Annotated in this window: 16 protein-coding genes; 8 read left to right on the top strand and 8 right to left on the bottom strand. The window is 58.8% G+C overall.

All coding sequences use genetic code 11. The features are described from left to right. Positions 1-97: 97 nt before the first annotated feature. A complete protein-coding gene (gene oprI, locus BM132_RS22795) occupies positions 98-349 on the bottom strand; it encodes an outer membrane lipoprotei OprI (protein WP_011335311.1) in 252 nt (83 codons plus the stop codon). 632 nt (positions 350-981) lie between these two features. Here oprI and BM132_RS22800 point away from each other — a divergent pair. Then, on the top strand, positions 982-1263 hold the full coding sequence (locus BM132_RS22800; protein WP_047226353.1) for a GNAT family N-acetyltransferase: 282 nt from the start codon (positions 982-984) through the stop codon (positions 1261-1263). Positions 1264-1428: 165 nt separating this feature from the next. Here BM132_RS22800 and BM132_RS22805 read toward each other — a convergent pair whose 3' ends face one another. Beyond that, positions 1429-2505: a 3-deoxy-7-phosphoheptulonate synthase gene (locus BM132_RS22805; RefSeq protein ID WP_003199364.1), complete on the bottom strand. Its 1077-nt coding sequence runs from the start codon at positions 2503-2505 to the stop codon at positions 1429-1431. A gap of 315 nt (positions 2506-2820) precedes the next feature. Here BM132_RS22805 and BM132_RS22810 point away from each other — a divergent pair, with 315 nt between their 5' ends. The 4 genes from BM132_RS22810 to cysB all read left to right on the top strand — a co-directional run bounded on the left by BM132_RS22810 (position 2821) and on the right by cysB (position 6383). Beyond that, the gene (locus BM132_RS22810; RefSeq protein WP_092458921.1) at positions 2821-3774 is read left to right on the top strand and encodes a putative 2-dehydropantoate 2-reductase; all 954 of its coding nucleotides are present in this window, start codon (positions 2821-2823) and stop codon (positions 3772-3774) included. 20 nt (positions 3775-3794) lie between these two features. Beyond that, positions 3795-4700, top strand: a complete 906-nt coding sequence (locus BM132_RS22815; RefSeq protein WP_092458923.1) for a 5'-nucleotidase — start codon at positions 3795-3797, stop codon at positions 4698-4700. Positions 4701-4796: 96 nt separating this feature from the next. Further along, on the top strand, positions 4797-5297 hold the full coding sequence (locus BM132_RS22820) for a universal stress protein (RefSeq protein ID WP_092397725.1): 501 nt from the start codon (positions 4797-4799) through the stop codon (positions 5295-5297). Positions 5298-5408: 111 nt separating this feature from the next. Then, positions 5409-6383: an HTH-type transcriptional regulator CysB gene (gene cysB / locus BM132_RS22825; RefSeq protein WP_018603112.1), complete on the top strand. Its 975-nt coding sequence runs from the start codon at positions 5409-5411 to the stop codon at positions 6381-6383. A gap of 10 nt (positions 6384-6393) precedes the next feature. On the opposite strand, the gene BM132_RS22830 is transcribed toward cysB, so the two are convergent. Then, positions 6394-6876: a GreA/GreB family elongation factor gene (locus BM132_RS22830; RefSeq protein WP_092458925.1), complete on the bottom strand. Its 483-nt coding sequence runs from the start codon at positions 6874-6876 to the stop codon at positions 6394-6396. Between the two features lie 2 nt (positions 6877-6878). Further along, complete coding sequence (locus tag BM132_RS22835; protein WP_092458927.1) at positions 6879-7265, bottom strand: cytochrome b family protein; 387 nt, start codon at positions 7263-7265, stop codon at positions 6879-6881. A gap of 124 nt (positions 7266-7389) precedes the next feature. Between BM132_RS22835 and earP the strand changes: the two genes are divergently transcribed. Together earP and BM132_RS22845 are read left to right on the top strand one after the other, a co-directional pair. Further along, positions 7390-8523, top strand: coding sequence for an elongation factor P maturation arginine rhamnosyltransferase EarP (gene earP / locus BM132_RS22840; RefSeq protein WP_092458929.1), 1134 nt, complete (start codon positions 7390-7392; stop codon positions 8521-8523). A 48-nt stretch (positions 8524-8571) separates the two neighbouring features. After that, positions 8572-9141 (top strand): elongation factor P, encoded by a 570-nt coding sequence (locus tag BM132_RS22845; protein WP_003199385.1) that lies wholly within the window; start codon positions 8572-8574, stop codon positions 9139-9141. A gap of 238 nt (positions 9142-9379) precedes the next feature. Here the strand turns inward: BM132_RS22845 and BM132_RS22850 are convergent, their stop codons facing one another. The 3 genes from BM132_RS22850 to BM132_RS22860 form a co-directional block, all read right to left on the bottom strand. Then, positions 9380-10393, bottom strand: a complete 1014-nt coding sequence (locus BM132_RS22850; RefSeq protein WP_092458931.1) for an alpha/beta hydrolase — start codon at positions 10391-10393, stop codon at positions 9380-9382. A gap of 35 nt (positions 10394-10428) precedes the next feature. Beyond that, a complete protein-coding gene (locus tag BM132_RS22855) occupies positions 10429-10848 on the bottom strand; it encodes an organic hydroperoxide resistance protein (protein WP_092397735.1) in 420 nt (139 codons plus the stop codon). Positions 10849-11208: 360 nt separating this feature from the next. Beyond that, the gene (locus BM132_RS22860; protein ID WP_092458933.1) at positions 11209-11670 is read right to left on the bottom strand and encodes a MarR family winged helix-turn-helix transcriptional regulator; all 462 of its coding nucleotides are present in this window, start codon (positions 11668-11670) and stop codon (positions 11209-11211) included. 161 nt (positions 11671-11831) lie between these two features. Between BM132_RS22860 and BM132_RS22865 the strand changes: the two genes are divergently transcribed. Further along, a complete protein-coding gene (locus tag BM132_RS22865) occupies positions 11832-12566 on the top strand; it encodes a sulfite exporter TauE/SafE family protein (protein ID WP_177218209.1) in 735 nt (244 codons plus the stop codon). Here BM132_RS22865 and BM132_RS22870 read toward each other — a convergent pair. Then, entirely contained in the window at positions 12556-13410 is an 855-nt protein-coding gene (locus BM132_RS22870; RefSeq protein ID WP_030141879.1) for a LysR substrate-binding domain-containing protein, read from the bottom strand. The two genes, BM132_RS22865 and BM132_RS22870, sit on opposite strands and share 11 nt — an antisense overlap. Positions 13411-13461 lie beyond the last annotated feature (51 nt).

Consider the following 13461-nt stretch of genomic DNA (forward strand, 5'->3'; position numbering starts at 1 on the left):
GCGATGTCGGCGGGTTTTTTATCGCCTGGGGAAATGCCGGGCAATAAAAAAGCCGACCCAAAAAATGGGTCGGCTCGATAACAATCCCGGGGGACTATTACTTGCGGCTAGCTTTTTCCAGCATGCGCAGAGCACGCTCGTTAGCTTCGTCAGCAGTCTGTTGTGCTTTTTGAGCAGCAGCCAGAGCTTCATCAGCTTTACGGTAAGCTTCGTCTGCACGAGCTTGGGCGCGAGCTGCTGCGTCTTCGGTAGCAGTCAGACGTGCTTCGGTTTCTTTCGATGCGCTGCTGCAACCGGTAGCCAGAACTGCGGCCAGGGCCAGAGCAGAGAATTTCAGAACGTTGTTCATCGTGTTCCCCTTCAAGGACTTTCTATTAAGTGACTGTCTCCTCACAGCGAGGAGTTAGCCGGCGTACATACTACCCATTACTTGTAGTAAGTAAACTGACGTAGCGCAAGAAGCAAAAAAATTGTAGGCGGTGATTCTTTTTCGAGCAACTTTTTGGGGTGTTGTTTAAAAAATATGCAGCCTCCGGCACCTGGCTTGAGCGCGTCATTGAGCAAAAGTTCCGTGCAGGGGAGAACTTTCCTTAAGCCGTTAACGTCGTTGTTTATTGATTCGCCTACACTTTTGAGCGTTTTTTGCTCAGCGGGGCGGCTATCTTTATTGGTGTTGGCGGTGACTTTAATAACCGGCGCTCGTCTCACGACTCAACAACTGGCGATGTTCAGCTATTGCGCCTTGGCCGACTAGCGCGTGACGGTGGCGCTCAATCGATAAACCCGACAGGGTTTTACCCCCATTGACGGGCGTGCCTTGAGCATTTGCGTCATTGGTGCCTACTATTCACGACGTGCTCGGGGTTGAGCGGTGGGTGTTGGCGCTCGGTGACCAGACAGGCACGGGGTGGCGTAGATGTTCCTTCGCCGGAAAAACATCGGTAAGGTAGGGGTCAGCATTCAGACCCGCGAGGAGTAGTGATGAGCGAGGCGTTGTCCATCCACCATGACCAGGCTGGTCATCAGTTCGAGACCAATGTGGACGGTCATCGTGCCTATCTGACTTATATGGACCTGGGCAAACAGACCCTGGATATCTATCGCACCTTCGTGCCCAACGCCTTGCGCGGACGTGGCATTGCGGCGGCGCTGACCGAAAGGGCGCTGCAATACGCCGACGAAATGGGCTACACGGTGATCCCGTCCTGCTCCTACGTGGAGCGCTACATGGAGCGTCACCAGCGCCACGCGGCCAAGCTCTGACACGATGGATTCTCCAAAAAAACGCCGGGCTGATGAGCCCGGCGTTTTTTTATGCCTTGAAGAAAGTAAAAGATCGCAGGCTTCGCCAGCTCCTACATCCCCGCTCCAAATATGTGTAGGCGCAGTGTAGGAGCTGTCGAGTGCAACGAGGCTGCGATCCTTTCTTCAGCCACGCTGACGTTTAGGCAACACATCCTTGAGCTTGGCATGCATGCTGCGCAGGGTGTTCTCGGTGGCGCTCCAGTCGATGCAGGCGTCGGTGATGGACACGCCGTACTGCAAGTCGGCCAGATCCTTGGGGATTGCCTGGCAGCCCCAATTCAAATGGCTTTCGACCATCAGGCCGATGATCGACTGGTTGCCTTCCAGGATCTGGTTGGCGACGTTCTCCATCACCAGCGGTTGCAGCGCCGGATCCTTGTTGGAGTTGGCGTGGCTGCAGTCGACCATGATATTCGGCTTGATCTTGGCCTTGTTCAGTGCCTGCTCACATAGCGCGACGCTGACCGAATCGTAGTTCGGTTTGCCGTTGCCGCCGCGCAGCACCACATGACCGTAGGCGTTGCCCTTGGTGGTGACGATCGACACGCCACCCTCCTGGTTGATACCCAGGAAACGGTGAGGGCTGGAAACCGACTGCAAGGCGTTGATCGCCACGGTGAGGCCGCCGTCGGTACCATTCTTGAAGCCCACGGCCGAGGACAAACCGGAGGCCATTTCACGGTGAGTCTGGGATTCGGTGGTCCGTGCGCCGATGGCCGACCAACTGATCAGGTCCTGCAAGTATTGCGGGGAGATCGGGTCCAGGGCTTCGGTGGCTGTAGGCAGGCCCATTTCGGCCAGGTCCAGCAGCAACTGGCGACCGATGTGCAGGCCATCCTGGATCTTGAAGGAGTCGTCCAGGTACGGATCGTTGATCAGGCCTTTCCAGCCGACGGTGGTGCGTGGCTTTTCGAAATACACCCGCATCACCAGGTAGAGGGTGTCGGAGACTTCCGCCGCCAGCACTTTCAGGCGCTCGGCATATTCGTGGGCGGCCTTGATGTCATGGATCGAGCAGGGCCCGATGACCACGAACAGGCGATGGTCGGTGCCGTCGAGAATGTTGCGAATGACTTCCCGGCCCTTGGTCACGGTGCGCAGTGCAGCGTCGCTCAGGGGGATATCGCGCTTGAGCTGGTCAGGCGTGATGAGGGTCTCGTTGGAGGCGACGTTAAGGTCATTGATCGGTAAATCAGCCATCGTGTTACTCGTCAGGTCACGGGTGCCGGCCGCCAGCGATCCCCGCGCGGCGGTGCACAGCGAATTTAAGCGCGTCGGGGAGCGGAACCTTAGCGCGTTACGAGGTGGCTCGACAATGGGCAGGCACGGGTTAATTGTGGCAGGGGCGCTTGCTCCCACTGGACTCGTAGGCGCTGTCGAGGGAAGTGAGGCTGCGATCTTTCCACAGCCGAGTGAGTCGAGCGCGAAAGAGCAAAAGATCGCAGGCTGGCCAGCTCCTACAGAACCAGGCTGTGTAATGATGTACAGGGGCTTTTTACCAGGAGAGTGGCAACGATGCAGGCAGGCGTTAAACCGCGGATCGGGATGATCGGCACGGGGGCGATCGGTGGGTTCTATGGCGTGATGCTGGCTCGCGCCGGTTTTGATGTGCATTTTTTACTGCGCAACGAATTTGCCGCGGTGGCCGAAGCCGGTTTGCGAATCGACAGCGCGGTTCACGGCACGTTGACCCTCGACCCCGTCCAGGCCTATCGCTCGGCAGCCGATATGCCACCCTGCGACTGGCTACTGGTCGGTGCCAAGACCACCAGCAATGCCGACCTGGCCCCGGCCATCATTCAAGCTGCCGCTAATGGGGCCAAGGTCCTGTTGCTACAAAATGGCCTTGATGTTGAAGACGACCTCCGACCGTTGCTGCCCGATTCGCTGCATCTGCTGGGCGGACTGTGTCTGATTTGCGTACATCGCGTCGGTCCCGGCGTCATCGCTCACCAGGCCCTCGGTGCAGTCAACATTGGTTACCACAGCGGTCCTTGCCACGATCAGGCGCAACGCATGGCGATTGTCGAGCAGGGGGCCGGTCTGTTCCGTGCCGCTGGCCTGGATTCCCAAGCCATGCCCGACCTGCGGCAGGCGCGCTGGCAGAAACTAGTGTGGAACGTGCCCTACAACGGCCTTTCGGTTCTGTTAGGCGCCAGTACCACGCCGTTGATGGCCGACAGTGACAGCCGAGGATTGATCCAGGCTTTGATGGCGGAGGTGGTGCAAGGCGCTCAAGCGTGTGGTCACCACGTTGCGCCGGGTTACGCCGAGTATCTGTTTGCGATGACCGAAAAGATGCCCGACTACTGGCCGAGCATGTATCACGATTATTCCCACCAGCGTGCGCTGGAGCTGGAAGCTATTTACAGCCGACCACTGGCGGCGGCGAAAAGGGCCGGTTGTGAGCTGCCGAAAATCGAAGCCTTGTATCAGGCGTTGGCATTTATGGACCGACGAAACCGCTGATCAGGCGAAAGGGGAGCGACATGGCAAACAACATCGATGACAAACTGGTGCTGGCGATTTCCTCGCGTGCGCTGTTCGATCTGAGTGAAAGCCATAAGGTGTATCTGTCGGGCGGCGTCGAGGCTTACCGGCAATATCAGATCGAGCATGAGGACGAAGTCCTTGAGCCCGGTGACGCCTTCGCGCTCGTACAAAAGCTGCTGAGCCTCAACGCGCATCTGGGACGTGCGCGGGTCGAGGTGGTTCTGGTTTCGCGCAACAGCGCCGACACCGGCCTGCGAGTGTTCAACTCGATTCATCATTATGGGCTGGCGATTTCCCGCGCGGCGTTCGTCGGCGGTCGCAGCCCTTACCCTTATCTGAAGGCGTTCGGCTGTGATCTTTTTCTGTCCACCCACGCTGAGGATGTGCGCAGCGCCCTGGACGCCGGATTTGCCGCGGCGACCATTCTGTCGGGCGGTGCCAGCCGCGCCGCCAGTGAGGAGCTGCGTATTGCTTTCGACGGCGATGCGGTGCTGTTTTCCGACGAATCCGAGCGTGTCTATCAGAGCGGCGGCCTGGCGGCGTTTCAGGCCAGTGAGCGGCAGGCCGCGCGTGAGCCGCTGCGAGGCGGGCCGTTCAAGGGCTTTCTGGCGGCGCTCAATGCATTGCAACGCGAATTCCCCGAAGACGCCTGTCCGATTCGCACGGCGCTGGTCACTGCCCGTTCGGCACCGGCCCACGAGCGCGTCATCCGGACGTTGCGCGAATGGGATATTCGTCTGGATGAGTCGCTGTTTCTTGGCGGCCTGACCAAATCGGCGTTTCTCGAAGCCTTTGCCGCCGACGTCTTTTTCGACGACCAGACCGGCCACTGCGAACTGGCTCGCGAGGTGGTCGCCACGGGTCATGTGCCTCACGGCATCAGCAATGAAGTGAAGCTCTGACTGCCCGTTGTTTAGGGCGTTACGCTGGACGTCGTACTCCTCAAGGCGCTGCTAAGCTGAATCCATCTCCGCCATTCTGGCACGCGAGGAGGTCACATGATTCGTTCGATGCTGTACGCCACAGACCTGGGACTTTACGCCCCTTATGTGATGCAGCATGCCTTGGCGTTGGCACGGACGTTCGAAGCCGAGTTGTATGTGGTGCACGCGGTAGAGCCGATGGGGCTGTTCGCGGAGTCGGTGTTGCAAAGTTATCTCGATGAGCAAGCGCTGAACGAATTTCATCGGCAGGGTCTGAATACGGTGATGGCCAACATTGAGCAGCGGGTGCTTGACAGCTTTCGCGAAGAGTTAGGGGAGGGGCAGCAGGACTTGAAGCTGATCAAGTCGGTGCGGGTTTTCCAGGGCGATCCATCCCAGGTCATTCTCGAACAGGCTGCGAAACTCTCTGTCGATTTGCTGATCGTAGGCAGTCACTGCCAAGGGGCGAGCGGTGAAACACCGCTGGGCAGGACCGCTGCGCGGGTATTGCAGTTATCCCGGGTACCGGTCTACCTGGTGCCGTTGGTGCAGCGGCGACGTCAGGGGGAGGCTTGAGGCAAAGTAGTGGCTTTTTTATAAAAAGTTCTAGATTAATTAATACAACCATTCATATAGTTATATACCGTCGCTGATGCCCGTGGCGTCCAACTGCTTTGAGGGATACATATGAAGCTTCAACAACTGCGCTACATCTGGGAAGTGGCGCACCACGACCTCAACGTTTCCGCTACTGCCCAAAGCCTCTACACGTCGCAACCTGGCATCAGCAAGCAGATCCGCCTGTTGGAGGATGAGCTGGGTGTCGAAGTGTTCGCCCGCAGCGGCAAGCACCTGACCCGCGTGACCCCGGCCGGTGAGCGCATCATCACCACGGCCGGGGAGATCCTGCGCAAGGTCGAAAGCATCAAGCAGATTGCCCAGGAATTTTCCAACGAGAAAAAAGGCACGCTGTCGATTGCCACCACCCACACCCAGGCCCGTTATGCACTGCCGCCGGTGATCAGCAATTTCATCAAGCAATACCCGGACGTGGCCCTGCACATGCACCAGGGCTCGCCGATGCAGATCGCCGAAATGGCCGCTGATGGCACCGTGGATTTCGCCATCGCCACCGAGGCTCTGGAACTGTTCGGCGATCTGGTGATGATGCCGTGCTACCGCTGGAACCGCTGCGTGGTCGTGCCTCAGGGCCATCCGCTGACCAAGCTGCCGAAGCTGACGCTCGAAGCCCTGGCTGAATACCCCATCGTGACTTATGTGTTCGGTTTCACCGGCCGTTCGAAACTCGACGAAGCCTTCAGCCATCGCGGCTTGACCCCGAAAGTGGTGTTCACCGCCGCCGACGCCGACGTCATCAAAACCTATGTACGCCTTGGCCTGGGCGTGGGCATCGTGGCGAAAATGGCCGTCGATACCAAGCTCGATGGCGACCTGGTGGTGCTGGATGCCAGCGAGTTGTTCGAGTCCAGCGTGACCAAGATCGGTTTCCGGCGCGGCACCTTCCTGCGTGGTTTCATGTGCGACTTCATCGAAAAATTCGCGCCACACCTGACCCGGGAAGTCATGGCCAAGGCCATCCAGTGCCACAACAAGCAGGAGCTCGAAGAGCTGTTCGACGGTGTGGAATTACCGGTGCACTGAACAGTGAGTGCTAGATCGCCTCGGTAACAGCGAACTGTTGCCGGGCGCCTGCGACGACGATCTCTACTTCATCCCCTTCGAATTTGCCCAGCAGGCTTCGTCCCAGCGGCGAGCGAGGGGTGATGACGGTAATCGGCTGGCCCACCAGTGACACTTTCAACCCCGCGGCATCCGGCCCCAGAAACAGCCATTGCTGGCGGTCATCCTCATCTGCCAGCCCGATCAACGTGCCAATCTGAATGCCGCGCTGTTCGTCGTAGGGCCTGAGTATCAGGTTCTGGCAGAGGGCGAGGGCCTGGCGGATTTCTTCGACACGCCTGGCTTGCCCGGCGGCGAGGTAAGACGCTTCAAGGCCCAGGGTGTCGTATTTGTTCTCGGCGATGTTTTCCTCGTGGGTCGCGGTTTCGTAGGCCGTCTGCGCGGCGCGCTCGGCGACATCCAGGTCAATTTTGAGTTTGTCGAGAATCAGTTGGTGGACGATCTGTTTGTTCATGATCAATCGCAAAATTGCAAAACGTTGGCCCGGCTCTTTTCACTGGGCGCATTCTGGTCCTGTTGCAGCCAGAACTGACACTTGGGGTTGGACAGGTTGCGAGGATCGCTGCGGGCTTGATCCAGGGCCTGTCGTTGCTCGTTTCGTTGCAGATTTTGTTGGTATTGCTCGAACATGGGGGTTGGCGGTTCCGGGGCCGGTTGCACCGCCGGCGGTTGCCCCAGTTGCTGCACGGCGGCGGCCACTGGAGCCAGTTGTTCGTTGAACAGGAATCTGGACAGCAGCCAACCGGTCAACACGATGGCGAGGAACCCCAGCCACAGACCCAAGGCGATGCTGACGGTCAATTGCAAGGCTGTAAGGCGTGGCGCTGGTGGGTGATCGGACATGGTTGCTTCCTGGCAATGAACACGTGATAGGCGGCGATTGTCGCATGAAGATTAATCGCCGTCGGCTCTTCTGCATCATCGGTTTAATGCGGGACAATCGGGCCTTTGCCACAGGGAGTCGGGAATGACCGTGCGCTGGGATATTTTTTGCACCGTCGTCGATAACTTTGGCGACATCGGCGTCACTTGGCGCCTGGCTCGGCAATTGGTGGCCGAGCATCAATGTGCGGTGCGGCTATGGGTCGATGACCTGCGAGCCTTTGAACGACTGTGCCCGCAAATCGACATCACGCTTGGCGAGCAATGGCAGCAGGGTGTGCAAGTCTGCCATTGGCCTGAGATCTGGCCGTCCACCGACGCTGCCGATGTGGTAATCGCCGCGTTTGCCTGTCAGTTGCCGAGCGCCTACATGGACGCGATGGCCGAGCGGCAGACCACGCCGTTGTGGATGAACCTCGATTATCTGAGTGCGGAGGATTGGGTGATCGGCTGCCACGGATTACCGTCGGTCAAATACAGGCACGTGCAGAAGTATTTCTTTTTTCCGGGTTTTCGGGAGGGAACGGGAGGCCTGTTGCGTGAAGCCGGCCTTCTGGAGCAGCGCCAACAGTTTCAGCAGGATGCCCAGGCGCAACGGCTTTTCCTGGAGGCGCTGGGAGTGGAACGGGCGCCGGACTCACGGCTGATTTCGCTGTTTGCCTACGAAAACGCCGGGCTGGCGAGTTGGTTTGATGCCATGGTGGCCGATTCCCGCGCCTCGCATGTGCTGATTCCCGAAGGGCGGGTCCTTGGCGATGTTCAGCGTTGGCTGGGCATCGATGGCCTGAAGGCCGGTGCGGTACACCGACGTGGCGCCCTGACGGTTCAGGTGCTGCCGTTCGTCCGCCAGGATCAGTACGATCAACTGTTATGGTGCTGCGATTTCAACGCCGTGCGGGGTGAAGACTCCTTCGTGCGCGCCCAATGGGCGGGTCGGCCGCTGCTCTGGCATATCTACCAACAGGAAGAAGACGTTCATCTGGAAAAGCTCGAGGCCTTTCTCCGGTTGTACACCCACGGTCTTTCGCAGCCGGCTGAAAAAGCGATCAGCGGTCTCTGGCGGTCCTGGAATGCTGGCCTGGACATGGCCGAACACTGGAAAATGGTCGATCAACAGCAGCAGGAACTGCTCGAACATGCCCAGGCATGGTGTCTGGAACAGGCCTCGCGACCCGATCTTGCCGCAGCGCTGGTGAAGTTTTATGTAAATTGGATATGATACGCGGCCTAGATTTTTGTAAATCCCATCCAAATTCGGATATTCGCAATGAAAACTGGTAAAGAACTGAAACCCGGGACCGTGATCCGTCTCGAAAACGATCCTTGGCTGGTTCAGAAAGCTGAGTTCACCAAGTCGGGTCGTAACAGCGCGATCATGAAGACCAAGCTGAAGAACCTGCTGACCGGTTACAAAACCGAGATCGTCTACAGCGCCGATGACAAACTGGACGACGTGATCCTCGACCGCAAAGAAGCGACCCTGTCCTTCATCAGCGGCGACACCTACACGTTCATGGACACCACTGACTACACCATGTACGAGCTGAACGCCGAAGACATCGAAAGCGTTCTGCCGTTCATCGAAGAAGGCATGACCGACGTCTGCGAAGCCGTGTTCTTCGAAGAGCGCCTGGTCTCCGTAGAACTGCCGACCACCATCGTGCGTCAGGTTGACTACACCGAAGGGTCCGCTCGCGGTGACACTTCCGGCAAGGTCATGAAGCCTGCCAAACTGAAGAACGGTACCGAACTGTCGGTCGCTGACTTCATCGAAATCGGCGACATGATCGAGATCGATACCCGCGAAGGCGGTTCCTACAAAGGCCGCGCTAAATAAGCGAAGTCTTGTGTATGAAAAAGCCCGACCATTGAGTCGGGCTTTTTTATTTCAAACTTACATCATCCCCTGTGGCGAGGGAGCTTGCTCCCGCTGGGCTCTGTAGGAGCTGGCGAAGCCTGCGATCTTTTGATCTTTCACTTTGGATTCAAGTGTCAGGAAAAAATCGCAGCCTCGCTTCGCTCGACAGCTCCTACGGAGCTGAGCGGGAGCAAGCTCCCTCGCCACTGGCTCCACATCACTTCAGGTGCTGCTTGAGTTCTTCGGACACCTGCAACATCGCCGAACGCACCGCTGGCACCTGGCTCACCACATTGAGCAAACCATAATCGTGAATCATGCCGTTGTAGCGTACCGCCGTGACCGGCACGCCAGCGGCGTCCAGTTTGCGGGCGTAGGCTTCACCTTCATCGCGCAGAACATCGGCCTCGGCAGTCTGTACCAGCGCGGGTGGCAGGCCCTTGAGTTGTGCAGTGGTTGCCCGCAGCGGCGAGGCATAAATCTCGTTACGTTGCCCGGCATCGGTGGTGTAGTTGTCCCAGAACCACTTCATCATGTTGCGGGTGAGGAAGTGTCCTTCGGCGAACTGCTTATAGGATGCGCTCTCGAAGCTGGCGTCGGTCACCGGCCATAACAAGGCCTGGAATTTGATCGCCGGGGTACCTTTGTCCTTGGCCATCAGCGCCACGACAGCGGCCATGTTACCCCCCACGCTGTTGCCCACCACCGCCAGGCGTTTGCCGTCGACGTTGAGCTGCTTGCCGTGTTCGGCCACCCATTTCGTGGCCGCGTAGGCCTGGTTGATCGCTACCGGGTAGTGCGCTTCCGGAGAGGGTGTGTAGTTGACGAACACCGCGACGGCACCTGATCCGGCCACCAGATCGCGAACCAACCGTTCGTGGGTTGGGAAGTCTCCCAATACCCAACCACCGCCGTGGAAGAACATGAACACCGGCAGCTCACCCTTGACCCCGGCCGGCCGGACGATAGTCAGGCTGATCGGCTGGCCATCGACCTCAATGGTCTTCTCGCTGACGTCGGCCTTGGGCAAGCTCAGCTTCACCCCTGCCTGGGCGCCAACCAGTACCGCGCGGGCGTCCTTGGGCGACAGTTGCTCCAGTGGCTTGCCGGTGCCGGCATTCAGCGCATTGAGAAACGCTTGGGTGTTGTGTTCCACGATGCCGTCGGCGAACGCGCTGCCGACGCTCAGTGCCAGAAGGGTGCCGGTCAAAATTTTGCTGAAGGTGTTCATGTGCATCTCCTTGAGTACAGGTCGCGAGAGGTTGGTTAAACGGTGACGTGCAAGCGCACATCGACGTTGCCGCGGGTGGCGTTGGAGTACGGGCAGACTTGGTGAGCCGCATCCACCAGGCTTTGTGCATCGGCCTGGTCCAGGCCCGGCAAGCTGATGTGCAGGTCGATGTCGAGGCCGAAACCACCGGGAATCTGGCCGATACCGACATGGGCGGTGATCGAGGCGTCATCCGGGATTTTGCGTTTGCTCGTGCTGGCAACAAATTTCAGGGCGCCAATGAAGCAGGCTGAGTAGCCGGCAGCGAAGAGCTGCTCAGGATTGGTTGCCGCGCCACCTGCGCCGCCGAGTTCTTTGGGGGTGGCGAGTTTGACGTCCAGGATGTTGTCGCTGGAGATGGCACGACCATCACGGCCGCCGGTGGAAGTTGCGATTGCGGTGTAGAGCGTTTGCATGGTGAGAGCCTCGTTTCGGGTTGCTGTTACAGCGCTAAATGTTTGCGCGCTAAGTAGATGTGAGGCAAATGTATAGCGCCAATATTTTGCGCGCAAGATAAATTTTTAAAGAAAATTGAATTTCGCTCGCTCAAACGGCGTGGATCCCTTGAGCTAGAGCGTTTTCATCAGCTGAAATTTTTTTCCAGGGAGGGGCGAGGGGTCAGGAGGTGATCGGACTGGCGCCATCGCGAGCAGGCTCGCTCCCACATTTTGATCCTTGGTGGACGCACTTTTTGTGTTCAACACAGATCGTTGTGGGAGCGAGCCTGCTCGCGATAGCGGTGGGGCAGTTGACGCTGCTGCTGGAGAGGCTGCGTTTCAGAGGCTGTCTTGCAGGTTGCTGCGCAACGCTTGCAGGTCAAGTTGCAGCTTCTTCAACTGCTCCAGGGTCTGGCCGCTGGCGCCGAGAATGCATTGGGGAATGTCGAGGGCTTTTTCCCGCAGGGCACGCCCCTGTTCGGTGAGCTCGACGATGACCACGCGTTCATCTTCGCGACTACGGGTGCGGCTCAGTAAACCCTCGGCCTCCAGGCGTTTGAGCAACGGGGTCAGTGAGCCCGGATCGGTGAGCAAGCGGTTGCTGATTTCACCGACAGTCAGGCCGTCCTTTTCCCACAGCACCATCATCGCCAGGTACTGCGGATAAGTCAGGCCCAGGGCTTGCAGCAGCGGCTTGTAGACTTTGGTCATCAGCAGCGACGTGGAGTGCAGGGCGAAGCACACCTGATTGTCGAGCAACAGGGCTTCGCAGGGTTCGGGGGTAACGCGCTGGGTGCTCATGGCAGAACCTTCAATCAATGATGGCTACGAATCTAGCGGGCGAACCTTTAATGCGCCAGATAATTCTGACGTTCTGATCAGATGTTGCGTTCCCCCGCGAGCGCCGACTGCGTAGGATAAGCGCCCTGATCAAGGGGGAATCGGCTGTGATCGAAGGTTTGATGTATCTGGCGTTCGGTGCCGCATTGGGCACTTTGGGGGGATTGTTCGGAATTGGTGGCGGGTTGATTGCCATTCCGGTGCTGGGCCTGTTGTTCGGTCTCGATCAGCAGATCGCCCAAGGGACGGCCCTGGTGATGGTCGTGCCAAACGTAATGCTCGCCTTGTGGCGCTACCACCAGCGCAACCGCATTGAAATGCGTCATGTACTGCCACTGGCCTCCATGGGTTTTTGCTTTGCCTGGCTTGGCTCGATCTGGGCCGTGGGCATCGACGCGCAAAGCATGCGACTCGGCTTCGTGGCCTTTCTGGTCGTCCTGGCGGCCTACAACTTGATCCGCATGTTCGCCGCCAGCGCGCCGGCTTCGGCGCAGATGCGTTATGGCTGGCCGTGGCTCGCCGTGCTGGGGGCGGCGTCGGGGACCATGGGCGGATTGTTCGGTGTCGGCGGGGCGGTCGTCGCAACGCCGTTCCTGACCAGCGTGTTCGGCACCAGTCAGGTGGTCGCCCAGGGATTGTCTCTCTCGTTGGCCTTGCCCAGTACCGGCGTGACCCTAGCCACGTATGCGGTGCATCATCAAGTGGACTGGTGGATCGGCCTGCCGCTGGCCGCCGGGGGTCTGCTGAGTATCAGTTGGGGGGTAAAGGTTGCCCACGCCATGCCGGAGCGGCTGCTGCGCGGGCTGTTCTGCGGCTTCCTGGTGCTGTGCGCGATCTTGCTCGCCTTTAAAGTTTGAACCCTTCGACGATGTGCTCGGCCAGGCACTCGGTGATCGGCGACGGATTATGCAGGTTGCGGATCAGCATGATGCTGGCCTCGGGCAACTCCGGCAGGTTTTCCGCCTCGCCCAGCACGCGCATGTCGGGTGTCAGCAGGCTTTCCAGCTGCGCGGTGATCGCCAGGCCCGCGCCAACCACCGCCATGAGCGCCGACAGGCTGGAGCTGTTGTAGGCCACGCGATAATCGCGGCCCATGGCATCCAGCGCATTGCAGGCCCATTGCCGACAGAAGCAATCACTATTGAACATCGCCAGCGGCAACGGTGTTTGTTCATGGACGTTGAAGCACGCCGCTTCGGCCCAGACAAAGCGTTCCTTGCGCAATAACTGGCCGATTTCGTCCCCCGGTTTGCGGGTGACGATGGACAGGTCCAGATCCTGGCGCAGCAGCAACTGTTTGGATGACTCGCAGTGCACTTCAATTTCGATCAAGGGGTAGAACTGGGCGAAGCGCTGCAGAATCCCTGGCAAAAAACGCATCACATAATCGTCCGGGGTGCCAATGCGCACCGTGCCGACCATGTGCGGTTCACGCAGAGTGTTGAACACTTCGCTGTGCAGCTTGAGGATCCGCCGGGCGTAGCCCAGCAACACCTGGCCTTCGGCGGTCAGCTTGACCTGGCGCCCGTCACGCTCGAACAGCCGCCGCTGCAAGACATCTTCTTCCAGTCGTTTCATTTGCATGCTGACGGCGGACTGAGTGCGATTGACCAGCTCACCGGCACGGGTGAAACCACCCTGGTCAGCGATCGCGACAAAGGTTCGCAGCACTTCCGTATCGATGCTCGGGTAACTCGACAATTGATCAATCTCCGAGATGTATTGCATAAGAAACATTCGTTGGATTGATCT

The sequence above is a fragment of the Pseudomonas sp. NFACC45 genome (genome assembly GCF_900113505.1).
Taxonomy (GTDB): Bacteria; Pseudomonadota; Gammaproteobacteria; order Pseudomonadales; family Pseudomonadaceae; genus Aquipseudomonas; species Aquipseudomonas tehranensis.

Excerpts from the sequence above, each read along its gene's own strand:
- BM132_RS22845 (WP_003199385.1), top strand. The coding sequence starts at position 8,572 with ATGAAAACTGGTAAAGAACTGAAACCCGGGACCGTGATCCGTCTCGAA.
- earP (WP_092458929.1), top strand. The coding sequence starts at position 7,390 with ATGACCGTGCGCTGGGATATTTTTTGCACCGTCGTCGATAACTTTGGC.
- BM132_RS22830 (WP_092458925.1), bottom strand. The coding sequence starts at position 6,876 with ATGAACAAACAGATCGTCCACCAACTGATTCTCGACAAACTCAAAATT.
- oprI (WP_011335311.1), bottom strand. The coding sequence starts at position 349 with ATGAACAACGTTCTGAAATTCTCTGCTCTGGCCCTGGCCGCAGTTCTG.
- BM132_RS22800 (WP_047226353.1), top strand. The coding sequence starts at position 982 with ATGAGCGAGGCGTTGTCCATCCACCATGACCAGGCTGGTCATCAGTTC.
- cysB (WP_018603112.1), top strand. The coding sequence starts at position 5,409 with ATGAAGCTTCAACAACTGCGCTACATCTGGGAAGTGGCGCACCACGAC.
- BM132_RS22855 (WP_092397735.1), bottom strand. The coding sequence starts at position 10,848 with ATGCAAACGCTCTACACCGCAATCGCAACTTCCACCGGCGGCCGTGAT.
- BM132_RS22850 (WP_092458931.1), bottom strand. The coding sequence starts at position 10,393 with ATGAACACCTTCAGCAAAATTTTGACCGGCACCCTTCTGGCACTGAGC.
- BM132_RS22805 (WP_003199364.1), bottom strand. The coding sequence starts at position 2,505 with ATGGCTGATTTACCGATCAATGACCTTAACGTCGCCTCCAACGAGACC.
- BM132_RS22810 (WP_092458921.1), top strand. The coding sequence starts at position 2,821 with ATGCAGGCAGGCGTTAAACCGCGGATCGGGATGATCGGCACGGGGGCG.
- BM132_RS22865 (WP_177218209.1), top strand. The coding sequence starts at position 11,832 with ATGTATCTGGCGTTCGGTGCCGCATTGGGCACTTTGGGGGGATTGTTC.
- BM132_RS22860 (WP_092458933.1), bottom strand. The coding sequence starts at position 11,670 with ATGAGCACCCAGCGCGTTACCCCCGAACCCTGCGAAGCCCTGTTGCTC.
- BM132_RS22815 (WP_092458923.1), top strand. The coding sequence starts at position 3,795 with ATGGCAAACAACATCGATGACAAACTGGTGCTGGCGATTTCCTCGCGT.
- BM132_RS22820 (WP_092397725.1), top strand. The coding sequence starts at position 4,797 with ATGATTCGTTCGATGCTGTACGCCACAGACCTGGGACTTTACGCCCCT.
- BM132_RS22835 (WP_092458927.1), bottom strand. The coding sequence starts at position 7,265 with ATGTCCGATCACCCACCAGCGCCACGCCTTACAGCCTTGCAATTGACC.